The 23,359-nt window shown below is 41.4% G+C and carries 19 protein-coding genes and 1 pseudogene; 15 read left to right on the top strand and 5 right to left on the bottom strand.

Going from position 1 to position 23,359, the window contains the following annotated elements; translation table 11 throughout:
• Nucleotides 1-20 precede the first annotated feature (20 nt).
• The 4 genes and pseudogenes from L1272_RS11910 to L1272_RS11895 all read left to right on the top strand — a co-directional run bounded on the left by L1272_RS11910 (nucleotide 21) and on the right by L1272_RS11895 (nucleotide 3,103).
• Nucleotides 21-938 carry a hydrogen peroxide-inducible genes activator gene (locus tag L1272_RS11910; protein WP_054552479.1) on the top strand — a complete coding sequence of 306 codons (918 nt, stop codon included), beginning with the start codon at nucleotides 21-23 and terminating at the stop codon, nucleotides 936-938.
• Between the two features lie 121 nt (nucleotides 939-1,059).
• Nucleotides 1,060-1,601 (top strand): annotated as a pseudogene (locus L1272_RS11905) (RNA polymerase sigma factor).
• Nucleotides 1,594-2,193 (top strand): hypothetical protein, encoded by a 600-nt coding sequence (locus tag L1272_RS11900; protein ID WP_138600189.1) that lies wholly within the window; start codon nucleotides 1,594-1,596, stop codon nucleotides 2,191-2,193. The pseudogene L1272_RS11905 and the gene L1272_RS11900 overlap by 8 nt, the downstream one beginning before the upstream one ends.
• A 1-nt stretch (nucleotide 2,194) precedes the next feature.
• Nucleotides 2,195-3,103, top strand: a complete 909-nt coding sequence (locus L1272_RS11895; protein ID WP_235373516.1) for a hypothetical protein — start codon at nucleotides 2,195-2,197, stop codon at nucleotides 3,101-3,103.
• Nucleotides 3,104-3,126: 23 nt separating this feature from the next.
• Here L1272_RS11895 and L1272_RS11890 read toward each other — a convergent pair whose 3' ends face one another.
• Both L1272_RS11890 and L1272_RS11885 read right to left on the bottom strand, forming a co-directional pair.
• Nucleotides 3,127-3,330: a hypothetical protein gene (locus L1272_RS11890; RefSeq protein ID WP_054552483.1), complete on the bottom strand. Its 204-nt coding sequence runs from the start codon at nucleotides 3,328-3,330 to the stop codon at nucleotides 3,127-3,129.
• Nucleotides 3,331-3,563: 233 nt separating this feature from the next.
• Nucleotides 3,564-6,074 (bottom strand): two-component system response regulator, encoded by a 2,511-nt coding sequence (locus tag L1272_RS11885; RefSeq protein WP_235373515.1) that lies wholly within the window; start codon nucleotides 6,072-6,074, stop codon nucleotides 3,564-3,566.
• Between the two features lie 214 nt (nucleotides 6,075-6,288).
• Between L1272_RS11885 and queA the strand changes: the two genes are divergently transcribed.
• The 5 genes from queA (at nucleotide 6,289) to secF (ending at nucleotide 11,792) form a co-directional block, all read left to right on the top strand.
• On the top strand, nucleotides 6,289-7,320 hold the full coding sequence (gene queA / locus L1272_RS11880) for a tRNA preQ1(34) S-adenosylmethionine ribosyltransferase-isomerase QueA (protein ID WP_235373514.1): 1,032 nt from the start codon (nucleotides 6,289-6,291) through the stop codon (nucleotides 7,318-7,320).
• Between the two features lie 138 nt (nucleotides 7,321-7,458).
• Nucleotides 7,459-8,586, top strand: coding sequence for a tRNA guanosine(34) transglycosylase Tgt (tgt, locus tag L1272_RS11875; protein WP_235373513.1), 1,128 nt, complete (start codon nucleotides 7,459-7,461; stop codon nucleotides 8,584-8,586).
• 29 nt (nucleotides 8,587-8,615) lie between these two features.
• Nucleotides 8,616-8,954, top strand: a complete 339-nt coding sequence (gene yajC / locus L1272_RS11870; protein ID WP_036973302.1) for a preprotein translocase subunit YajC — start codon at nucleotides 8,616-8,618, stop codon at nucleotides 8,952-8,954.
• Nucleotides 8,955-8,976: 22 nt separating this feature from the next.
• On the top strand, nucleotides 8,977-10,836 hold the full coding sequence (gene secD, locus L1272_RS11865) for a protein translocase subunit SecD (RefSeq protein WP_166339885.1): 1,860 nt from the start codon (nucleotides 8,977-8,979) through the stop codon (nucleotides 10,834-10,836).
• Between the two features lie 8 nt (nucleotides 10,837-10,844).
• The gene (gene secF, locus L1272_RS11860; RefSeq protein WP_054552488.1) at nucleotides 10,845-11,792 is read left to right on the top strand and encodes a protein translocase subunit SecF; all 948 of its coding nucleotides are present in this window, start codon (nucleotides 10,845-10,847) and stop codon (nucleotides 11,790-11,792) included.
• Nucleotides 11,793-11,857: 65 nt separating this feature from the next.
• Here secF and L1272_RS11855 read toward each other — a convergent pair whose 3' ends face one another.
• The gene (locus L1272_RS11855) at nucleotides 11,858-13,354 is read right to left on the bottom strand and encodes a mannitol dehydrogenase family protein (RefSeq protein WP_235373512.1); all 1,497 of its coding nucleotides are present in this window, start codon (nucleotides 13,352-13,354) and stop codon (nucleotides 11,858-11,860) included.
• Nucleotides 13,355-13,371: 17 nt separating this feature from the next.
• Nucleotides 13,372-15,084 (bottom strand): purine-cytosine permease family protein, encoded by a 1,713-nt coding sequence (locus L1272_RS11850; RefSeq protein ID WP_235373511.1) that lies wholly within the window; start codon nucleotides 15,082-15,084, stop codon nucleotides 13,372-13,374.
• Between the two features lie 611 nt (nucleotides 15,085-15,695).
• On the opposite strand from L1272_RS11850, the gene L1272_RS11845 reads away from it, so the two are divergent.
• The 5 genes from L1272_RS11845 to L1272_RS11825 all read left to right on the top strand — a co-directional run bounded on the left by L1272_RS11845 (nucleotide 15,696) and on the right by L1272_RS11825 (nucleotide 21,703).
• Nucleotides 15,696-17,045 carry a carbohydrate porin gene (locus L1272_RS11845; protein WP_235373510.1) on the top strand — a complete coding sequence of 450 codons (1,350 nt, stop codon included), beginning with the start codon at nucleotides 15,696-15,698 and terminating at the stop codon, nucleotides 17,043-17,045.
• 258 nt (nucleotides 17,046-17,303) lie between these two features.
• Complete coding sequence (locus L1272_RS11840; RefSeq protein WP_235373509.1) at nucleotides 17,304-18,260, top strand: sugar-binding transcriptional regulator; 957 nt, start codon at nucleotides 17,304-17,306, stop codon at nucleotides 18,258-18,260.
• A 99-nt stretch (nucleotides 18,261-18,359) separates the two neighbouring features.
• On the top strand, nucleotides 18,360-18,911 hold the full coding sequence (locus L1272_RS11835) for a hypothetical protein (RefSeq protein ID WP_235373508.1): 552 nt from the start codon (nucleotides 18,360-18,362) through the stop codon (nucleotides 18,909-18,911).
• Nucleotides 18,912-18,998: 87 nt separating this feature from the next.
• The gene (locus L1272_RS11830) at nucleotides 18,999-20,789 is read left to right on the top strand and encodes a GGDEF domain-containing protein (protein ID WP_054552494.1); all 1,791 of its coding nucleotides are present in this window, start codon (nucleotides 18,999-19,001) and stop codon (nucleotides 20,787-20,789) included.
• 83 nt (nucleotides 20,790-20,872) lie between these two features.
• Nucleotides 20,873-21,703, top strand: a complete 831-nt coding sequence (locus tag L1272_RS11825; protein ID WP_166339893.1) for a substrate-binding periplasmic protein — start codon at nucleotides 20,873-20,875, stop codon at nucleotides 21,701-21,703.
• Between the two features lie 33 nt (nucleotides 21,704-21,736).
• On the opposite strand, the gene suhB is transcribed toward L1272_RS11825, so the two are convergent.
• Complete coding sequence (gene suhB / locus L1272_RS11820) at nucleotides 21,737-22,540, bottom strand: inositol-1-monophosphatase (protein ID WP_054552496.1); 804 nt, start codon at nucleotides 22,538-22,540, stop codon at nucleotides 21,737-21,739.
• 313 nt (nucleotides 22,541-22,853) lie between these two features.
• Between suhB and L1272_RS11815 the strand changes: the two genes are divergently transcribed.
• Nucleotides 22,854-23,201 (top strand): four helix bundle protein, encoded by a 348-nt coding sequence (locus L1272_RS11815; RefSeq protein ID WP_235373507.1) that lies wholly within the window; start codon nucleotides 22,854-22,856, stop codon nucleotides 23,199-23,201.
• Nucleotides 23,202-23,359: the final 158 nt, after the last annotated feature.

The following is a 23,359-nucleotide window of genomic DNA, read 5'->3' as shown; positions in this document are numbered from 1 at the left end:
TTTTTATTTGCAGGTAGAGAATGAATAACTTACCAAGTATTAAACAACTACAGTATTTATTAGCAGTCCACCAACATCAACACTTTGGCCGCGCAGCAAGCGCCTGTTTTATCGGTCAATCAACCTTAAGTAGTGCAATTCAAAACTTAGAAGAAACCTTAGGTTGCCAACTTATAGAGCGTGAAAACCGCAGCCTAATGTTTACCGCAATTGGTGAAGAGGTTGTCGAAAAAGCACGTAAGATTATTGACGACACCCTTAGCCTTAAAGAGCTGACAAAGAGTTTTTTAACGCCTTTGAGTGGCACTCTCACGCTTGGTGTGATCCCGACGATTGCCAGCTTTATTGCTGCACCTTTATATCATTTCTGCAAACAGACCTTTACCGAGTTAGAGCTAGTGCTAGTTGAAGACACCAGTGACAAACTGCTCGACAAACTTGAACATGGGCAAATTGATATGGCATTGCTGGCTTTACCGTATGACACTGAAAAGTTTCATACACAAGTACTTGCTAAAGACCACTTCAGTCTAGTGCATCATAAAGATTATACTCCAGCAGATGGTGTGGAAGATTTTAATCTTTTACCGGATGCGAGTGTGTTCTTACTAGAACGTGAGCACTGCATGACTGGCCATGCACTAAGTGCTTGCCATTTGAATCGCTCAAGTTGTATTAACCCATTTGAAGCGGCAAGCTTACATACGCTATTAAGTATGGTTGAACACCAGCTTGGTGTTACTTTTTTACCACAAATGGCTATCAATGCAGGCATTTTAGATAAAAAAGAGATGGTCGCAACACCATCGCAAAATGATGCATACCGAGATATTGGTATCGTGTGGCGTAAAACCACGGGCCGGATCAGAGACTTTAGGCTATTTAGCCAGCAGCTAGAGCTGTTTCTCAATAAGCAATGTAGCTTAGACGGTCAATGAACAAAAAACCCCAAATAAAAAATATTTGGGGTTTTTTATTATTTAAGCAAACTATTTTTTTCCTTCCCTCGACTAACATAATAACAAAACCATTAAAGGCAGATCAGATGACGAGGCTAGTTTGTTTTTTCAATCACTTGAAACACTAATTACTAAAGCGCAACAGGGTAATAAACGGGCGTGGTTGAAATTAGTCAAGCAGCACGAAACACAGGTATATAACTATTGCCTAAGGATGTTAAGTCACCCTGATGATGCAATGGATTTAATGCAAGAAGTGTTTATTTCTGTTTATAAAAGCTTACCGAGCTTTCGTGGTGAATCGAGTTTCAATACTTGGCTCTATCAAATTGTGCATAGGCGTAGTGTTGAATATTACCGCCGCCGTAAGCTGCATCAAGGTTTAGACGATATACCAGAAGAAACCTGCGAGCATAGTGAGTTAGAAACCAATCAACTGCAATCTGAGCAGCATCATGAACTCAAAGTAATGATGAACAATTTACCCTGGGAGCAACGCTTGGTGGTGGAGTTAAAGTTTTTCAGCACTGTACATTTGAAGAAATCGCTGAGCAATTAGGTATTTCGACCAATACAGCTAAATCAAGACTATACAGTGCTCTAGGCAAGTTAAAAGTGCATTTGGAGGCCGTAGATGGCTAATTTAGATTCATTATTTACCGCATGGTTAGAAGGCGAAAGCCTCACTGAAGAGCAAATTGCGTTGCTACAAGCCAATGCTGAGTATGCATCAATGATGAACAATGCAATGCAGTGGCAACAACAAAGTCAACATTATGAAACGGTACCCGTACCAAATTGGGATAGAGAGTCTACGATGCCCAAAGTACAAAAACAAAGTCTGTTTTTTGGTGCTGGGGTGTGGGCAGTGGCTGCGTCAATAGTATTTTGCGCATGGGTTTTTGTTAGTAATCCACAGCAAGGAAACCAGCAATTACTAGAGCAAGTGGCCAAGCAAACCAATTTATTAGAGTCACAACAAAAGCAAATTGATCAGTTACAAAATATCATTACTGCGCAAAACGAAGTGCAGCAACAGCAGATGTACCAACTGGCCAAAGAAGCGATTAAAACCGGGCGAGTAGAGCGCCAAGAAGATATTGCCAGCGTGCTGGCTTATATCAAAACACAGCGTGCCCAAGACCAAGCGTACTTACGTATGCAGTTAAATGATTTAGCAGAGCAAGTGGAAGGCGGACCATTGCCAACCGTTGCCAACAATTTGGAGTATTAAGATGTCAAAATACAAATCAACTACGGCTGCATTATTGCTTTGCGCAGCAGTAAGTGTGCAAGCACAAGCAAATGATGAATTGGATAAAATTCAGCGTGAAGTCGGGATTATGGAAAAGATTCTCTCAGCGGCGTTAAAACAAGATACTGATAACAAGGTAAGGAATGTCTCTTCGAGTTATTTGCAGCATCAAGGCGTGGTGTTTAGTTTTGATGTACGAGGCAGTTCACGCTGGTCTACAGTGTTTGCCTCTGTGCCCGATGCGCCGTTGCCACCAATGCCTGATATTGATTTTGAAGAACTCACTGAAATAGAAGTACTAGGCGAGCATGTGCAAGTGATCAGCGATGCGGTGGTAGTGAAAACGCAAGAAGCCTACCAACAAGCTATGGAAGTGATGCGCGAAAGTGCAGAGCGAGTACGTGAAGTGGCTGAGCAAGAGCGCGATGTAAGCCGTGAAATTCGTGATCTTGAACGTGAAAAGCGCGACCTTGAATTTGATCGTCGCCACGATAAAGATGCCAAAGAGCAAGAGCTCGAAAAACGTAAACAAGCATTACAAGCATCGATTAAAGAGCTTGAAAAGCAACAGCTAAAGTTATCACAAAAGCAGCAGCAAATGCGCAAAGAGTTAGCTGAGAAAAAACAAGCCCGCGTAAAAGAGCAAAAGCAACAGCTAGCAGCCCTAGCACAGCAAGTAGATAAAAGCTTATCTCTGACTCTATGTGATTATGGTAGCGGTTTAAGAAGCCTGCCTAACGATGAACATGTGAGCTTTATCATCCGTGGTGTTAGCGAAGGTAAAACTGAACAAGTAAAAGTGTTTAAAAAGTCAGACATTAAAAAGTGTGTGGTTGGCGATATAAAAGCCGCGCAATTACTCGAAAAAGCATCAAGTTATAGTTTTTAAATTCTCCCAACTAAAAAAGCAGCCTAAAGTGGCTGCTTTTCATTCATTGAAAATGGTTTTAAGTCGGGTAAAAACAACAAGTAAACCCACACGACTAAGTTAAAGTAAGGTACTAAACCTAACCCTGTAAAGGTTTTTACCGGATACCCTTTTAAGCTCGCATTACGGTAACATTGATACGCTATCCCTAGATTTACAATCAGCAACAAAACGATTAGTTGTGTCATCACTTTTCTCCATTATACCGCCAATACATGGACTTAACGATGTTAAGTTATGCTTAGTATGTTTAATATAATAAGTAATGTCATGTTTATTATGGATAATCACTATAAAAACACGACATTTAACCTTGCTGTGGATTTAAGTATAGATGAGTATTGTCAGTATGGAAGCAAAATTTCTTAGAAAAAATGTTTAAAAATGTATCAAGCTTTGCTCTAAATAGGCTAGATAATTGTTAGTTAAACAGATTATTTTCAGATATTTTTTTAAGTTCAGCCGTTATTTTTTCAACAGGCATCGGGCGAGCAATGAAGTAACCTTGCCCATAATCTACGCCGATATCTTTTAGCGCTAAAAATATCTCTTGATTTTCAACATATTCAGCAACAGAGCGTTTATCAAGGGAACGGCTAATATCATTAATTGCTTTTACCAACGCTAAATCAATTGGGTCGTTCAGCATGTCGCGAACAAATGAACCATCAATTTTTACATGTTGAGCCGGTAATTGTTTAAGGTAGTTGAAGGTACTAAAGCCTGTACCAAAGTCATCAATTGAGAAGTGACACCCTAAGCCGTTCAAACGCTCGATCATGGCACGGGTTGCAACGAGGTTATTAATACTCGCAGACTCGGTGATCTCAAAAATGATACGTGTTGGTTCAACAGCATATTCTTTTAAGCTCGACTCTATATGAGGCAGTAAGCGTTCATCTAAAAACGACTGTGCTGATAAGTTAATTGCTATTTGATTGAGCTCCGGGTACTCGGCAACACTCTTAATGGCATTACGAATAACACATTGATCCATTAAAAATGTATCGTTTAGAAGTTCAAGAGCTGGGATAAATTGATTTGGGTAAACAATTTCATTGTTTAATTTTAAGCGTAATAGCGCTTCAAAATAGGCAACATGGCCGCGCTTAAAGTCCCAAATAGGCTGATAGTGAAGCTCGATAGCATCGTGCTGTAATGCCTGACGAATACTGTGCCCCCACTCTAAACCCGCTTGTAAGCTATTGTGGCTGGAGTCTTCTTTAGAGTAGCAATGAACGAGGTTACGTCCTAAGCTTTTTGCTACATAAAGAGCGATATCAGCTTGTTTTAAGCATTCACTTGGATCGTTATTTTGCTCAGTGATTTGTGTTAAACCAATTGAACAGCTAATTGAGTACTCTTGGCCTTCTGAATGAAAACGGTGTTTTTCAATCGCCATGCAAATGCTTTCTGCAACCAAGTGTGCATCGAGTAGGTTCGTATTTTTTAAGATCACGGCGAATTCATCACCACCGATGCGGCACACCAAGTGCTCATCACTGATATTCGCTGTAAATAACTGAGCGACTTCTTTTAGAACGATGTCGCCTTGTTGGTGACCTTTACTGTCGTTGATGATTTTAAAGTGATCTAAGTCGATATAAATCAGCGCATGCTCGGTATCGTTACTGGTGTACTTGGCCTTACAAATACGTTGTAATTGTTGGTCAAAGTAATAACGGTTATGCAGCTCTGTGAGCGTATCGTGCAAGGCTAAATGACGAAGTTGTAGCTCTGCCTGTTTACGCTCATGAATGTTATCGATAGTGGCGGTAATAGTCGCTGAGTTTTGGCTATTTTTTATTAGTTGTAAGCGACATTCAACCCAAATGGCATTACCATTTTTATGTTTTAGCTGGATCTCGACCTGTTGCTGTTGCTCACCACCAAGCAAAATACGCTGAATGGTATCTTGTAGCTTTGTTTTGCACTCAGGTAAGCAAAAGTCTGTCAGTGACTTTGCTAAACTAGATTTAATACCATAGCCCGTTAAGTGCTCCCAAGCAGGGTTAATAAAGCGAATATTACCCTCTTGGTTAAACTCAAGTACCACCGTATTTAGGTGTAATAAAATACGTTGGTGGGCAGAAAACAGCTCTTTATAACGGCTTTGACTTTGGCTTAGTTGTTCTACTTTTTGTGCAAACTCTGCGTAGCTCACCATGAAATCTTCACGACGAGCAGCGTGGTCACACACTTTGCTTAATAACGAGTGATCGTAAGGGGCGCGAATAAAATCAGTAACGCCAGAAAGTAACAACTGCTCCGCGTAATCTGCATCATTGTTATCAATGATGGTTACAATCGCCTGTTTTGGGTTGTGTTGTAATATTTCGCTAATTAACCCAGCTGCGGTATCAGAATGAGACTCGGTGGCGTCAATCAATACAATGGCAAATTTTTGTTGTAAAAAAGTAGCTAGCGTCGCTTTTGTAGACGTGGTGTGAGTAATAGCAAAACTGAGTTTAAGCTGCTCGCTAATATCTTTTGCTTTGCGACTATCGGTTTCAAGTAGCAATAAATTGAGGCGGCTACTTTTTTCAAGATGGGTTGATAACACGTTGGCTAGCATTTGCGGCAGCATATCTTGGCGTTCAAATGGCAATACGGCATCAATGCCATAGCTGCGAGCCGTGGTTTCGGCTATACGTTCACAATAAATTGGTGGAGTAAGTAAAATAGGTGTGTTTTTTGGTGTTTTTAATAACCCTGAACGGATCATGCGCGAAAAACGCCAACCATCAATCTTACCAACCTCAAGACCGGTAATGATAATATCCACTGGGTGGCTTTTAAGAATTTTTAGCGCATCTTGAGAGTCACTGGCTTCGATAAACGTGAAGACATTAAGTTTGTTTAATGTGGTCTTAATTGTTTCACGCTCAGCAACGCTTGCGTTTAAAATTAGCAGTTTCAACTGCTTTGCCATGGCGCTACTACCTCTTACCTAACCCATGTTTATTGAATAGGCTAGAATAATGACATTTTGCCTAATCTACAAGCAAACTTTACCTAAAAGCGGTTAATAAGCACTTAAGTGTGTAAACCTGTAAACGGCCATTCACTTGGTCTAGGGCTTTGCTTGAGGTAGTAGGCGTATCAGAGTAAACTTGGCGCGTTTTTATTAATGAGAGATATGCTCTATGCGCGTAGCTGATTTTAGCTTTGACCTTCCTGATGAATTAATTGCTCGTTTTCCGAAAGCAGATCGAACTAGCAGTCGTTTACTGACGCTTGATGGCCCATCAGGGCAAGTTGAGCATAAAGTATTTAGTGATATTTTATCGCTCGTTAATGAAAATGACTTATTAGTTTTTAATAACACCAAAGTGATCCCTGCTCGCATGTTTGGGCAAAAAGAATCAGGCGGTAAGCTTGAGGTGTTAGTAGAGCGTGTACTTGACGAACACCGTGTGCTTGCACATGTACGAGCTAGTAAATCGCCAAAACCAGGCTCAAAAATCATTCTAGAAGGTAAAGCAGAAGCAACCATGGTTGCGCGTCATGGCGAACTTTTTGAGCTTGAATTTGCCAAAGACGAAAATGTACTCGATATCCTAAACGACATCGGTCATATGCCATTACCACCTTATATTGACCGCCCTGATAATGAGTCAGATCGTGAGCGTTATCAAACTGTTTATGGTGAAAAGCCAGGTGCCGTAGCCGCGCCAACAGCTGGCCTGCATTTTGATGATAAATTAATGGCAGCCTTAAAAGACAAGGGCATTAACATGGCCTTTGTGACCTTGCACGTGGGCGCTGGTACATTCCAGCCTGTGCGCGTTGACTCAGTTGATGAGCATGTTATGCACTCAGAGTACATCGAAGTACCAGATGAAGTGGTTAAAGCGGTAGCCGAAACGAAAGCAAAAGGTGGTCGTGTAATCGCTGTAGGGACTACATCAGTCCGCTCATTAGAGTCAGCAGCTAAAGTGCACGGCGGCAAACTAGATACTTACTTTGGCGATACCGATATCTTTATTTATCCGGGTTATCAGTTCAATGTGGTTGATGCCATGGTGACAAACTTCCATTTACCTGAATCAACCTTAATCATGTTAGTAAGTGCCTTTGCAGGCCAAGAGAACATAATGGGGGCTTACCAAACGGCTATTGAGCAGAAGTATCGCTTCTTTAGTTATGGTGATGCGATGTTCTTAACGCGCAAATAACGTTAAAAAGCCCAGTTTTTGAACTGGGCTTTTTATTTTCGAATTTAGCTCAATTAATAGTAATAAACCTGCAAACAGGGTAGAATCGAGCGGTTAAATTATAGCTTGTTGGACTGTTTTTCCGACACTGAGGATAATATGAAATTTGAATTAGACCGCACTGACGGTAAAGCGCGCCGCGGCCGCTTGATTTTTGAACGTGGTGTTGTAGAAACGCCAGCATTTATGCCGGTAGGTACTTACGGTACTGTAAAAGGTATGACGCCAGACGAAGTGAAAGATACTGGTGCACAAATTTGCCTAGGTAACACTTTCCACTTAATGCTGCGTCCTGGTACAGAAATCATTAAGCAGCACGGTGACTTACACGACTTTATGAATTGGGATCGTCCAATCCTAACTGATTCAGGCGGTTTCCAAGTATTCAGCTTAGGCGCAATGCGTAAAATCACAGAAGAAGGCGTGATGTTCAGCTCACCCGTTAATGGTGAAAAAATCATGCTTTCGCCAGAAAAAGCGATGCAAGTTCAGCGTGATCTAGGCTCTGACATCGTGATGATCTTTGACGAATGTACGCCATACCCTGCGACTGAAAAAGAAGCGAAAGATTCTATGGAGTTGTCACTTCGCTGGGCTAAACGCTCAAAAGAAGGTCATGGTGATAACCCAGCTGCGCTGTTTGGTATTATCCAAGGTGGTATGTACCCTGAGCTTCGTGCACAATCGCAAAAAGGCCTAGAAGAAATCGGCTTTGATGGTTATGCATTAGGTGGTTTATCGGTTGGTGAGCCGAAAAACGAGATGATCAACATTCTTGACCACTGTGCTTACAAAATGCCTGAAGACAAGCCTCGTTACTTAATGGGCGTTGGTAAACCAGAAGACTTAGTTGAAGCGGTTCGCCGTGGTATCGATATGTTTGACTGTGTGATGCCTACGCGTAACGCACGTAATGGTCATTTATTCGTAACTGGCGGCATTGTTAAAATTCGTAATGCAGTACATAAAACAGACACCGGTCCATTGGATCCTGAGTGTGATTGTCATACGTGTAAAAACTATTCACGTGCATACTTGCATCATCTTGATAAATGTAATGAAATCTTAGGCGCACGTCTAAACACGATTCACAACTTACGTTATTATCAACGCGTGATGGAAGGCTTACGTAATGCCATCAGTGATGGCAAACTAGACGAATTTGTTGCAGATTTTTATGCACGCCGCGGCCAAGAAGTGCCAGAGCTTGCAGATACATCAGATTAAATTTTTAGAAAAATTAAAGAGGAAGTGAAATGAGTTTATTCATCTCAAACGCCCACGCAAGTGCGGCAGGTGCAGCACCAGCAGGTGGTGGCATGGAAATGCTAATCATGTTGGGTATTTTCGGTCTGGTATTTTATTTCTTAATCTACCGTCCACAAGCTAAGCGTGTAAAAGAGCATAAAGCCCTAATGAGCGCAATGGCGAAAGGCGACGAAGTACTAACGCAAGGTGGTTTAGTAGGTAAGATTGCTAAAATCGCTGATGACAAAGACTTCATCGTGATTTCATTAAACGACCAAGCAGAAGTAACAGTACAAAAATCAGCTGTTTCTGCAGTATTGCCAAAAGGCACTATGAAGTCGCTATAACAATAAAAATAAGGACTCACACGTGTTAAACAAGTTTCCATTATGGAAGTATTTACTTGTTCTTGTAGTGTTAGTCGTTGGTATTTTATATGCCTCTCCTAACTTGTATGGCCGAGACCCGGCCATACAAGTATCGGGCACTAAAGGTACTGATGCTGACCTCAGCGTACTCGATAAAGTAAATGCGACTCTCAAAGAACATAACGTTACTGTTAAATCAAGCAAACTTGAAGATGGACAAATCCTCGTTCGTTTTAAGAATGTTGAAGACCAACTAAAAGCGCAAGATCTACTGCGTGATTCCCTTAGTGAAGATTATATCTCTGCAATCAATATGGCACCTGCTCAACCAGAGTGGTTAAAGTCACTGGGTGGTAACCCAATGAAACTAGGCCTAGATTTAAGCGGTGGTGTTCACTTTACTATGGAAATCGACATGGCGACGGCGGTTGATACTCAGCTTGAGCAAATGGAACAAGATTTCAAAAGTGACTTACGTGAAGAAAAACTACGTTATCGCACTATTCGCCGTGTAGCGAACAGCGAGCGATTACGTGTTGAAATGCGTAACGAAGAAGATAAAGACGCAGCAGAGCGTTTCTTATCAACTCGTTACCCATTAAACGTTTACGTTGATGATAGCAGCAGCGACAATGCTTTTTATGCCAGCATGAGCGAGCAAAAGCTAAAAGAAATTCGTGACTACGCTATCAAGCAAAACGAAACGATTATCCGTAACCGTATTAACCAAATCGGTGTTGCAGAGCCTAACGTACAGCGCCAAGGTGCTGAGCGTATCATCGTGCAACTTCCGGGTGTACAAGATACAGCGCGTGCTAAAGAGATTCTGGGTGCAACAGCAACTCTAGAGTTCCGTGAAGTTGACGAAAACGCAGATGCAAGTGCAGCGCTTCAAGGCCGTTTACCGCCTGGTACAGAAATGATCATGGCGCGTGAAGGTTACCCAGTGGTTCTTAAGCAGCGCATCATTCTTGAAGGTAGCCACATCACTGGCGCGCAATCAGGTATGGATGAGTATCAACGTCCACAAGTTAGTATTACGCTAGATAGCAAAGGTGGCGCAAAAATGAATGCGTTCACTAAGCGTGCTATCGGTAAACGCATGGCTACAGTATTTATCGAATACAAGCCATCAGGTAAAACAGATGAAAACGGTAAAGCACTTCCGCCAATTAAAGTTGAAGAAGTGATTAACGTGGCGACCATTCAAGCGCGTCTTGACCGTTCATTCCGTATTACAGGTATCGATAACCCAGCTGAAGCACATAACCTTAGCCTATTACTTCGTGCTGGTGCACTGGTTGCGCCAATTCAAATCGTTGAAGAGCGCACGGTAGGTCCAAGCCTAGGTCAAGAGAACATCGAAGCGGGTATGACTGCCGTTGTGCTTGGTTTCGTGTTTGTACTGGTATTTATGCTTATTTACTACAAAGGTTTCGGCATGGTGGCGAATATCGCTCTGGGTGCCAACCTAGTATTAATTGTTGGTGTGATGTCGCTTATTCCGGGTGCTGCGTTAACGTTACCGGGTATTGCAGGTATCGTATTAACCGTAGGTATGGCGGTTGATGCCAATGTACTTATCTTCGAACGTATTCGTGAAGAACTTGCTGATGGCCGTAGTCCACAACAAGCCGTTCATTTTGGTTACGACAGCGCGTTTAGCACCATTTTAGATGCTAACATCACAACGCTTATCGCAGCAGTGATTCTATTTGCAGTGGGTACAGGTCCTATTGCTGGTTTCGCAGTAACGCTAGCGATTGGTATTATCACCTCTATGTTTACAGCCATTGTTGGTACCCGTGCGGTAATCAACTTGTTCATTGGCGGTAAGCGTATTGATAAGTTGTCGATTTAGGAGTCAGCATGCAAATTTTAAAACTCGGTGGTAAAACACTCCCGTTTATGAAGTTAAGAAAGTTTGCCATGACATTATCAACTTTGTTGATTTTGGCTTCTTTCGTGTCGTTTTTTACTAAAGGCTTAAATTTTGGTCTCGACTTCACTGGCGGTACCGCTGTTGAGGTAGGCTTTACACAAGCACCTGATCTTAAAGAAGTACGTGATGCAATCACTGAAAGTGGCTTTGAAGATTTCTCAGTGCAACTGTTTGGCTCAAGTAAAGAAATTCTAGTGCGTCTTGCTCCGCAAGGTGCTGGCGTAAAAGCAGAAGTAATTGGCAACCAAATCATTACGGCATTACAAAAAGTTGAGTCGACAGTAGAAATGCGTCGTATCGAATTTGTTGGCCCAAGTGTTGGTGAAGATCTAAAAGAGCAGGGTGGCCTTGCCATGTTAACTGCGCTTATCTGTATCTTAATTTACGTTGCGTTTCGTTTTGAATGGCGTTTTGCGGTAGGTGCTGTATCAGCACTATTACACGACGTTATCATCACACTAGGCTTATTCTCTGTACTTGGCCTAGAGTTTGACTTAACGATTCTTGCGGCGATTTTGGCGGTAATAGGTTACTCACTGAACGATACCATCGTTGTATCTGACCGTATCCGTGAAAACTTCCGTAAAGTGCGCATTGATGACACGATTGAAATTATCGATATTTCATTAACGCAAACGTTAAACCGTACCCTAGTAACATCAATCACCACTATCCTAGTATTGATTGCCTTATTTGGCTGGGGTGGTCAAACGATCCACGGTTTCGCAACCGCATTACTATTTGGTGTGTTCATCGGTACTTATTCATCTGTTTATGTTGCTTCAGCTGTAGCAATTGCAATGGGTGTAAGTAAAGAAGACTTAATTCCTGAAGTAATTGAAAAAGAAGGCGCGGATCTCGATCCTATGCCTTAATCAGTGATACAAAAAGAAACCGCCCTAGGGCGGTTTTTTTATTTTTAAACTTACTCTGCCTGATACTACTTGGCCTTATAACTACTTAACACCGCCTCCATAATCTGCTCAATTGACACTCCCGCGTAAAGTTTGCTGATGTAATATTTATATTCATTACAAAATGACTCGTTCTCAATAATTGAGCCGAAAATGCTCGGTTGCTCAAGAAAAGCAAGTGGTGAAATGCGTGATGCATGAGCTGCCTGCTGTAATGTTTCAGCCATATCATCGATAACCTCTAAAGGCTGACCTTGTTGAGACGAATGCGTGTCGCTGTATAAGCACCAAGCTGCAATCACTAAATTAGCAATCGCAGTATTTCCACCAATTTTAAGGTTCTCTACTATCGTAGGTACCAAAAAGGTCGAGACTTTACTTGCGCTTTGAGAGCAAATTCGTGCAAGGCTGTCCTTGATGTTAGGGTTTGCAAATCGAGCTATCAGTGTTCGCTTATAATCACTTAGATCAATACCAGGTACGTCATCTAAAATCGGTGTTACTTCGTTATCCATGAAATTGCTTACCACTGTTGCAAATAAAGGATCTGAAATTGTTTGCTCTATGGTTTGATAGCCACGCAAAGACCCGAGTATACCCATAACAGTATGGCTTGCATTTAATAAGCGAATTTTCATGGTTTCATAAGGCGTTACATCATTAACTATTTGCGCACCTACTTTCTCCCAAGCTGGGCGTTGTTGACAAAATTTATCCTCGATGACCCATTGGTGAAAAGGCTCACAGGTGACAGGCCATGAATCAATCACTCCCAACTGTTCTGCTAGAGCAATATCTTTATCTGTGGTTGCAGGGGTAATACGGTCGACCATTGCATTAGGAAAGCTAACTTGATTTGCGACCCAATCAGCAAGCTCTGAGTCATATGAACTAATGTAAGTAACTAACATTTTTCGTATGACATCACCATTGTGCTGAACATTATCACAAGACTGAACAGTAAACGGTTTTTGCCCACTCTTTCTGCGTCGTTCTAAAGCAGCAGCAAGGTAGCCAAAAATGAGCTTTGGCTTGTTTGGGTTTGCTAAATCATGTTGTATATCGGGGTTTGAAAAATCGAACTCGCCGGTAGATGGGTCATAATTATAACCGCCTTCGGTTATTGTTAATGAAACAATCTGGGTTTCCTCAGCGGCCATTTTACTTATAACAGCTTCTGGATCATCCGGTGCTAAGAGAAAATCGGTTAAACAGCCAATTATTTGCACATCAGTTTTGCCACTTGGGTGTTTTACTAATAGGGAGTACAGATAATCTTGTGCTTCTAGAGATTGCTTAATAGCCCGATCAGCCTCGCGTAAGCCTATACCGCATATGCCCCAACCTAAATCCCCCGTATGGTTAATGTAGTTATCAGTATAGAAAGCTTGATGAGAGCGGTGAAACCCGCCCACACCAACATGGACAATCCCGGCTTTTAGTGATTGTCGGTTATAACGCGGCACTGATATAGATGTAGGAAAAGAGCTCAGTGTTGAGTTATTTAAAGAAAGTGCGCTCATGTTTTGCCCCCGAGCAGTTAAACGGCTGAAAATTGTTTTCTACGTTGCATAGCCCAATACGCACTCGCGAAGTAAATGATGGTGCAAGCGAATCCACTATTGAAAAATAATGTTCTATTGTGTTCATAGGAAGCAACATCTGGTGAGTTGAACATGGCATTTGCTGCTAGCACCACAGTAACACCTAGACTTAACCAAGCAACCGCAGTGAGTACTTTGGTTAACAGGCGCTGATCAAGAATAAATGCTGGCTCATTGGCTGCTTGTTCGGCGTGAAATCTTTCTACTTTTTTATCAAAATTAGCTAGCTCTGCTTCTTCTTCAGGATACTTCTGTGCAGCGCCATTTCGTTTTGCTAATAAAATATATACGACAATACTGAATACCCAAGTTGGTAAGAAAAGGTAGTAGAATGGGATTATATTGATCGCGTTTAGTGTAAATCCGAACACTAGGCCAAGTGCCCACGCAATAACAGCCGCAGAGCTATGCTCAAGCTTTTTGTAGGTGACCCAATAACGAGTTAGACCTATCTTTGGAAATAAAAAATGTTCAGCAAAAACGATAGCGCCAACAGGTACGACTAAAAGTCCTGCGTATGTAAGAAGTGGCAGTAGCTTAGTAAATACAAATGGAAAGCAAGCAATTAAAACAGTAACAATGCCCACTAAAAATGTCGTTCTGGTACGCGAAAGGTTACTAAATATAGCTTGTGCAGCAAGACCAGCTCGGTATAAGTTTGCATTTGCTGTAGTCCAACCTGCAACAATAACAATAACTAACCCAGATAACCCAAGTGCATGGAACGCAACATCGCCAGGATCTAGCTCAGTAATCGACTTTTTCACCAAAACTGCTGTACCCGCACCCATAATGCCTGCAGAGATCCAAGCGATATAGTGACCAAATAACATACCGGCTGATGTGCATAAGCCATAGCTTTTTTTCTTCGCGTAACGCAGCAGAGCCATGTCTATTAAACCAAAGTGAGTGATGGTGTTCGCAGCCCAAGAAAAACCGATGACTTCTAATAGCCCTATACCTGGCTCACCATTGGCATCTAACCCAGTCCATACAGAGACACTGCCAATGTGCATGAAGTCTCCCCAACTCGAGACTGAGGTTTCACCAATGACAGAATTAGCAAGTTCAGGCATGAGTACTAATGGGCCGCTGATGAACATAACAAATAACCATGGAGCACAAATACCTGAGAATTGCGATACAGCGTTAAAGCCATACATGGCAACCAAAACAACGATAATGCCAACGGCAAGAACAACCATGACAAACCATGCGTTTGTTGGATACCAATTTAATTGCGCGGGAATATCAAGTGCAAAGCGAACAGCCGTTGCAGAAACGGTGATCATCGCAGCAGAAATAACTGTAAAGATTATGACGTTCGCCCAGTTATATAACCGGGTCATTGAGTTTCCTGCTATTTTTTGAAGGTACGTATATAGGCTCAGGCGTGTATCAACCGCTATTGGGGTGGTAATTAGTGTCCAGCTCAGCACGGCGAGAATATTACCAATAAGCAAGCCAAGCAGAATATCCGTCATGGTTGCGCCAAGTGCGACAAAGGTTGCGCCAAATACAAATTCAGTGGCAGCAACATGCTCACCTGCGTATAAACCTAAAAAATGTCTCCATCCTTTGAGCTTATGTTTTGCAATAGGTAATTGCTCTTCTTCTATGTGGTTTAGGTCTTTATGATCAGTATTCATAAGTAACGATCCCAGTACTTTCTAGGCATGCTGATTTGTAAGCAAATAGCTTAACCGCATCTTTATTTGTGTATTCATTGTTTAACACTTAAAACTTTTTATTAGATAAATAGAAAATTTCAAAATTCAACACGCCCATGATTGTTGTCATTGAGCATTTACATAAAGTAAATGCCTGTTTTGAGCAAATCTATGCTTCATGGGCATAATCCTATTCCGTTTGTTGTTTGTCAATGTTAGTGAGCCAGTCTATTTAATCGGCTGATTGTTATTAATAAGTCGAAGTCATTGCACTTGTTTAGCAAATTTAAACCTCATTAAATTAAGCTTGATAAGGTTTGTTATTTTTTAATCAATTCCTTCAATGCCTTATTTTGTATTTGTTTTGTCTGGAGGGGTCGTTCAAATGAAAGAGGATTAGTTTCATCCATTTTAATTTATCTTTCGAATATTCTAATTTCTTTTTGTTAGAATTTGAGCTCTATTTTTTGATGTTGACAAATGCATTTTGCATTAGGAATATGCTCACAATATTGTCATTTGCCCTTTGTTGGGCGTTAAATACTAAGATGTTGATCAAGTTAGGACAAATTAAAATGGAGAACACGCATATGAACACAAATCAACAACCTAAGTTTTGCCGTATATGGAAAGGGAGCAGTGAACGCTATTTAAACGTAGCTTGGCTTAAATCTATCGCAGCCATTATGTTGCTGTTTTCTCAGTCGGGTTATGCAGATGATAGTTTTGATGTTCACAGCCATCTAAGTGGCGATTGGCTAGGGGCAAGAGATAAGCTAGCAGAGCAAGGTGTGGATATTCGCTTAGGCTACTTCAGTCAAACAGCTCACAACTTAAAAGGGGGAGAAAGTACAGAAACGGCTTATGCCGATCAGTTTTTTGTCGGTGGCTACTTTAATTTAGAAAAATTACTTAATTGGTCGGGTGCCGAATTTAAGGTGGAGCTTACCAACCGTAATGGCGAGCTTATTAATGAAAAAGCAAATCTGCCCGTTTTGCTACAATCGCAACAAATTTATGGTCGAGGCAATGTAACGCGTTTAACTCAATTCTCTCTAACTCAACATTTATTTGAAGATCAACTTAGTATTAAAGTGGGTCGAATTTACCCAAGTGCTGATTTTTTTGCCATGAGTTGTGCCTTTCAGCACCTAACATTTTGCAGTGGTGGCTCATCCAATTATTTGAGTAGTAGTTGGTATGGTGACCCCCTTAGTGCACTAGGCGTGCAACTAACATACAAAGTCACTGATAATTTGCTTTTTAAACTAGGCAGTTATGATGCAAACCCTGCAACCATGTCATTAAATCAAGGGTTAAAATTAACAACATCAGGGGAGGTTAACGGCACGACCTTGGTAGGTGAGTTGGAATATAAACGCCAATACAAGAATGGGTTAGATGGAGATTATCGATTTGGCGTTGTCCGCAGCAGTTTAGATAAAACTAAATTAGTCAATAATGCGGGTTACCCTGCTGGCACGACAAGTGATATGGTCGCTATAGAAGATACTGATAATGCATTTTATTTTAATATTGAACAACAGTTAACTCGAAATAGTTCTGGAGGTGGCTTACGTATCTTTGCGAGTATGATTCACGCAGATCAAAGCGTCAGTGCTGTTGGCGAAGTTTTGGCGTTTGGCGGATACATTGATGCACCTTTAGTTAGTAGACCACACGACCGTATAGGTTTTGCAGTGGGCCGAAACAGTGTGAGTAATGAGCTTAATGATGCTCAGCGCTTTTATAACGCGAATTTTTCAGATGATGAAGTAATCGTAAGAGACCATGAGTACCCGATTGAGTTAAATTATAATTATGTTGTTACCCCAGCAATACAATTAATGCCTAGTATTCAGTATATCATCGACCCTAATGGTGATAATGATGCTGAGAATGCATTGATTGCTGGTTTGCAGTTGAGTTTAAATTTTTAGCTAAAGCTTTTAAACCGGCGTTATTTGTCAGCAAGTACTCGACTTTTGTCGTGCAGTTGCGAAGGGTTTCCGGTTATTAACACTTTATGAAATGCGTAGGCACCTCACTAATTTTGAAACAAATTTAGTAAGGTGTCTTGTTAGTTTAGAGTGTGAACCCTAAAATTGTTATTCATGACAGATTATGTATAGAATAGCCGCTGCATAGCTGATTTTGCTAATCATTTACCTCATTTATTGTTCAAACAGGCGTATAAAATGGCTTCAATTCCTAGCAATGATAATCAAAAATTAGAGGAAGCAGCGAGGGCTGGCTGGCTCTACTATGTTGCTGGCAAAACACAAGATGAAATAGCCAAGCAACTTAATACGTCTCGCCAATCTGCGCAAAGGCTCGTTGCTTTGGCAGTATCTCAGGGGTTAATAAAAGTACGATTAGAGCATCCAATTCGACGCTGCATGGAGCTTGCTGATGCACTACAAAATCGATATGGTTTGCTTAGTTGTGAAGTGGTGCCTAGCGAGAGCAACGATATTAACTCTACCATTGGTTTGGCTCAAGCGGGTGCCGCAGAAATTGAAAGACAGTTAAAGCAGCGCCATGCAAAAATCATTGCGTTTGGTACAGGAAGGGTGTTGCGTGCATGCGCAGAAGAGCTCCCTACGATGCAATGCCCACATCATCGAATTGTATCTTTAGTTGGAAATATTGCTCAGGATGGCTCAGCAAGTCGCTATGAAGTTGCAATTCATGTTGCAGAAAGGGTTGGTGCGCAACATTTCCCTATGCCAGTTCCTGTTATTGCAGGATCTGAAGCTGATAAAGCAGGCTGGCAGCAATTAACGCATGTTAAAAATGTACATCAACTGGCATCACAAGCTGATGTTGCATTTGTGGGCGTTGGTGATTTAGGAATAAATTCTCCCCTTCATTTAGACGGCTTTGTTACTCGACATGAACTAGCTGCGCTTGACGCTATTGGTGCAACAGGTGAAGTAATTAGCTGGATTTACGATAGTGAAGGTCATCTCGTTGAATCAGAAATAAATAATCGCGTGACGAGTGCGGTACTTTCTCCATCCAATGATAAACGTGTTATTGGGATTGCTGCGGGTGACAGTAAAGTGCCAGCCATTGCAGGAGCCATCGAATCAGGAATGATCAATAGTCTCATTACAAATGAACTAACAGCAGAAGCACTGTTGCTGAGGTAAGTCTTGGTATTATTAAGTTTACTAATTTGGTAACAAGTGACAGTTTTACAGCTGTTTATGATTTTTAAAAACGAGTCTAACTATACTCTCGGAGACATTATGAAACACCTGATGTTTAGCGTGTTTATACTTTTAATGCTCAGTGCTTGTGAAGATAAACCAGAGCCAAAACAGACAGAAGTACAGCAAACACCTGAGGTAACACTTCAGCAGCAGTTCGACAGCTACCAAGGTTTAGCTTGGCAAGTTGTAGAGGCACTACAAAACCAATCAGCTGATCAGCAATTACAAGACCTGACGTTCAAGTTAATTACTTCATCAACAGGTTTGTTTTTAAACCTAAAAGCACAGTTGCCAGAGTGTGAGGCAAGTTTACAAGCGATGGCAGACGCAACAGAGTTTCAGCAACAACAAAGTGAGGATACAGAGGCGTTGCAGAATAAAATGACAATTAATGTAGAGCCAGAACTACCTGAGTTTGCGGCGCCAAGCTGTTATCACGCACAGCAGTTATTACTTAATCCACTTGCAGTTTATAAATTAGCGCAACAAGCTGATTTAGCTACGAGTGATTACCAAAATGCTAAATTAAAAATGACTGATAGTTTTGCCCGCATTAAGCAACTTGAGCTCATCACCGCTATTGAGTAGTCTGCACTCGTCATAGCCTTGCCATAAAATTGTCATACAAGGTTGATAATTTACCCACCTATTTGTATTACTAACGCTAGGTGTAAGGTGAACGCACAACTACAGCAGATCTTAGATAACAGTGCAATTGAGACCTTGTTTCAACCTATCTTTGATATTTCTAATCAACATATTTTGGGCTATGAGGCATTAAGCCGCGGCCCAAAAGGGTCTGAATTAGAAATGCCGAGTGCATTATTCAGCGCAGCAATTGCTTGCCATAAGATCTCTGAATTGGAGCTACTTTGCCGCAGTAGAGCAATTGAGAACTTTGTGAAACTCAATTTACAAGGCAAGTTATTCTTAAATGTAAGCCCTAAAACCTTACTCGACCCTTGCCACCCTAAAGGTGAAACATTACACCTAGTTGAACACTTTGGCCTTGCAACCAATCGGGTCGTTATTGAGGTTACAGAACAAGAAAAAGTCGATGATGGTTTTTTATTGTTAAAAACCATTGCTCATTATCGTGAGTTAGGTTTTTCGATTGCTATTGATGACTTAGGGGCTGGCTATTCTGGCTTAAAGCAGTGGTCTGAGTTATGTCCTGAGTTTGTAAAAATAGACCGCTACTTTATTGATCACTGCGACCAGAGTGTGGTTAAAAAAGAGTTTTTAAAGTCAATTATAGAGCTTGCAAAAGCCACCAATACGCAAGTTATCGCAGAAGGCATAGAACGGGCAGAGGAGCTTCGTTTACTCGAAAGCTTAGGTGTGCAACATGCACAAGGCTTTTTACTTGAAAGGCCGAGCTTACAGCCAAGTTACGAAATAAATATTCACTGCTTAAAGCACTTAGAGTCATCAGATAATAGCAATACTTTTGAGCAGTCTATGGCGATTGGTTGGTTGGCGGTCGAGCACGCCAGCATAGAAGCAACAACCCGCTGTAAAGATGCCCACAGTATCTTTGAGCAAGATAAAACGCTAACTAGTCTTGCCGTATTAGAGCACAATATTCCTGTTGGTTTATTACACCGAGATCAACTCACTGAAGTGTTTGCTGCTCCCTATGGCCATGCACTTTATGATAAGCAGCCAGTTACTTCTTTAATGGATAAACAGCCGTTAATCGTTGACGAAAACGAGTTACTCGATACGGTGAGTCAGCAAATTACCGAGTTTGAGTTTGATATTCGACGCCATATTGTGATCACTCGAAATGGTGAATACTTAGGTTTGGCGCCATTGCGTAATATCTTAAAACACATTACCGAAGAAAAAATCCGCCATGCACAACATGCCAACCCGCTGACTATGCTGCCGGGTAATGTCGCGATTAACGAAGCAATTGAGCTGAGACTTCGTAATAACTATCCGTTCTCACTCGCATACGTTGATTTAAACCACTTCAAACAATTCAATGACCTGTACGGTTATGCCAGTGGTGACAGCGTTATAAAATTACTTGCTGAAGTCATCGTCGAGGCCTGTAGTACTAGCAAAGGGTTTGTCGGGCACATTGGCGGTGATGACTTTATGGTGGTGTTTGACAAAAATGATGCAGAGCAAGTTTGCCATAACATTATTAGTAAGTTTGAGCTGCAGTCTCGGGCCTTTTTCACACCAGAGCATATTGAGCAAGGGGGTTATTGGGCAAGCAATCGAGAAGGTAAAAAGCAGTTTGTGCCACTGCTTACATTATCAATCGGTTTAGTTAAGCCTGATTTAGAGCTATGTATTAACAGCCACCAAGTCGCAGCGCTGGCAACTGATGCGAAAAAAGAGGCCAAACGTTATCAGAGTAGCCACTTGTTTGTATGTAAACGTAGCCGGCCAGCCCCCGCAGTGGTACGTTTAAGCAGCCATAAAGATGAAGCGATATCTGCCCGCTCATGAAGAAATTTTAAGTTTGCTTAATTTTACTTGTGTCCCTGTTTAACTGGGTGTAGCTTAAAAAAAACACAATAAACAAAATAACAATGAAGCGACTATGTAGTGCAATCCTAGTATTGCTAAGCCTAGGATACAGCCTTACCACAGAAGCTAAAAATGTGGTCAATTTAGCGATTGAACAACGCCCACTTTATAAACGCGATTATTACCTTCATGAATTGCTGGCAGCGGCTTTACGCGCCAGTAATTATCAAGCAGAAATCAACGAAGTTCTGGTTCACCCTCATCAACAGCGCACTTTGCTGATGCTCGATGAAAAGCAGGCCGATGTGTTTTGGAGTATGACAAGCCCCGAGCGAGAACACCTTGCAATAGCAGTCAAAGTACCTCTGTTTAAAGGCTACATTGGTAAACGCGCATTACTCACTAAACGAGCGTTTCTACCGCGTTTTAAAGATGTAAAAACGAAACAAGATTTAGCGCAGTTTAGTGCCATTCAAGGCCATGATTGGCCTGATACAAAAATCCTTGCGCAAAACGGCTTAACAGTCAGGCCACTGGCAAATTATCAAGCGATGTTTAACTTAGTGATTAGAGGGCGAGTAGATTATTTTCCACGTTCGTTTATTGAAGTCATGTCTGAAATGGAACAAATCAAAAGTGACGAGCTGGTTATAGTGCCTAACCTTTATATTAGTTATCCAACAGCATTTTACTTTTTTGTCAGTAACCACAAGCCTGAACTAGCTGAGGTATTATTAAAAGGGCTCAACACGATGAAAAGCTCGGGCGAATTTGAGCAATTATTTGCCAGTTACTTTGCTGAAGACTTAGCTAAGTTGCCATTTAAAGAAGGTGAAGTCATAGAGATAAAACTCGACAACGATTATTTTCAGCCACAAAAAAAGGAGCCTTAGCTCCTTTTTTGCATTTTTACATTACAACCGCTATTAGCGAAGTAGTGACTCAGTTAACACTGGGCGAATTTCACGAATGATCGCTTGAGTTAACTTAGGTGCACCACAAATGATGTTGCCGCTTTGGTTATAGTTAATACCACCTGCGAAATCAACAACCATACCGCCAGCTTCTTTAACTAAAAGCTCGCCTGCTGCTGTGTCCCATGGCTTAAGGCCAATTTCAAAGAAACCATCAACACGACCCGCTGCAACATAAGCCATATCTAATGCAGCAGAACCTGCACGGCGGATATCAGCAGTGTGCACGAAAAGTGCTTTAAACGCTTCAGAGTATGCGTCTAAGTGGTGCTTTTGTTTGAATGGGAAACCAGTTGCAAGTACAGAACCTGCTAACTCGTTAGTTTTAGTTACGCGTAAACGCTTGCTGTTAAGCTGTGCGCCTTGACCACGAGAAGCCGTGAATAATTCACCGCGGATTGGATCATAGATAACAGCTTGGTCTAAACGACCTTTAACTTTAAGTGCAATAGATACTGCGAAATGAGGGATACCCTTGATGAAGTTAGTTGTGCCATCAAGAGGGTCTACAATCCATTGGTAATCTGCATCTTTACCTTTATGCTCACCTAGCTCTTCACCTACGATAGTGTGATCTGGGTAAGATTTTAAAATAGTGTCACGAATTGCGGCTTCAGCTTCTTTGTCGATGTTAGTCACTAAGTCGTTAGTGCCTTTTTGTTGTACATCAACTTTTGATAAGTCTTCACTTGCGCGAAGTAAAATTTTGCCTGCGTTACGCGCAGCGCGAACCGCAATGTTTAACATTGGATGCATAGCATTACCTTTGGGTTGTAAAAGAACGAATATATTTAAGTCGGCGTATTCTAGCGATTTCTAGCGTAAAGTAAACAAGAAACTCGAATAAATTAGGTTGTTTTTTGTACGATTCTGATTTTGTTATTGATTTAATTTCAGAAGAAGGGGGGAGTGGTCAGAAGAAGTGGTTAGTCGTCAGAAGTTAGATATCGTTGAGCCGTCAGCCGTCAGCCGTCAGCCGTCAGCCGTCAGCCGTCAGCCGTCAGTTTGAAATTTGCATTCTGAAAAATTCGTGCCTATATAAAGTTTTTATACTTAAAAGGATGCAAGTATGAATTTTGAAAAATTAGAGGTATGGAAGCGTTCAGCAAGATTAAGTGCTGACATCTACAAAGAAACGACTGATCTGAATGATTTTGGCTTTCGCAATCAGCTCACACGTTCTGGTTTATCAATACCGAGTAACATCGCAGAAGGTATGGTGAGAGTCAGCAAAAAAGAGCGGGTACGTTTTTTAGATATATCAAGATCGTCAATAGCAGAAACACGAACGCAAATTTATATCGGAATTGAGATTAAATATATCGATGCCGCCATAGGTAGAGCTTGGGTGAGTGAAACGGAAGAGCTATCAAAAATGTTGACATCTCTTATGTATAAGATCGAAGCTGATAGCTGATAGCTGATAGCTGATAGCTGATAGCTGATAGCTGATAGCTGATAGCTGATAGCTGATAGCTGATAGCTGATAGCTGATAGCTGATAGCTGATAGCTGATAGCTGATAGCTGATAGCTATGTTATAATCCCCGCAATTTTTGACTTTCAGTAAGTAACA

Origin of the sequence: Pseudoalteromonas sp. PAST1 (assembly GCF_021532515.1) — a bacterium.
Taxonomy (GTDB): Bacteria; Pseudomonadota; Gammaproteobacteria; order Enterobacterales; family Alteromonadaceae; genus Pseudoalteromonas; species Pseudoalteromonas simplex.
Note: the sequence above shows the minus strand (reverse complement) of the source record. Positions and strands in the feature narration are given on the sequence as shown.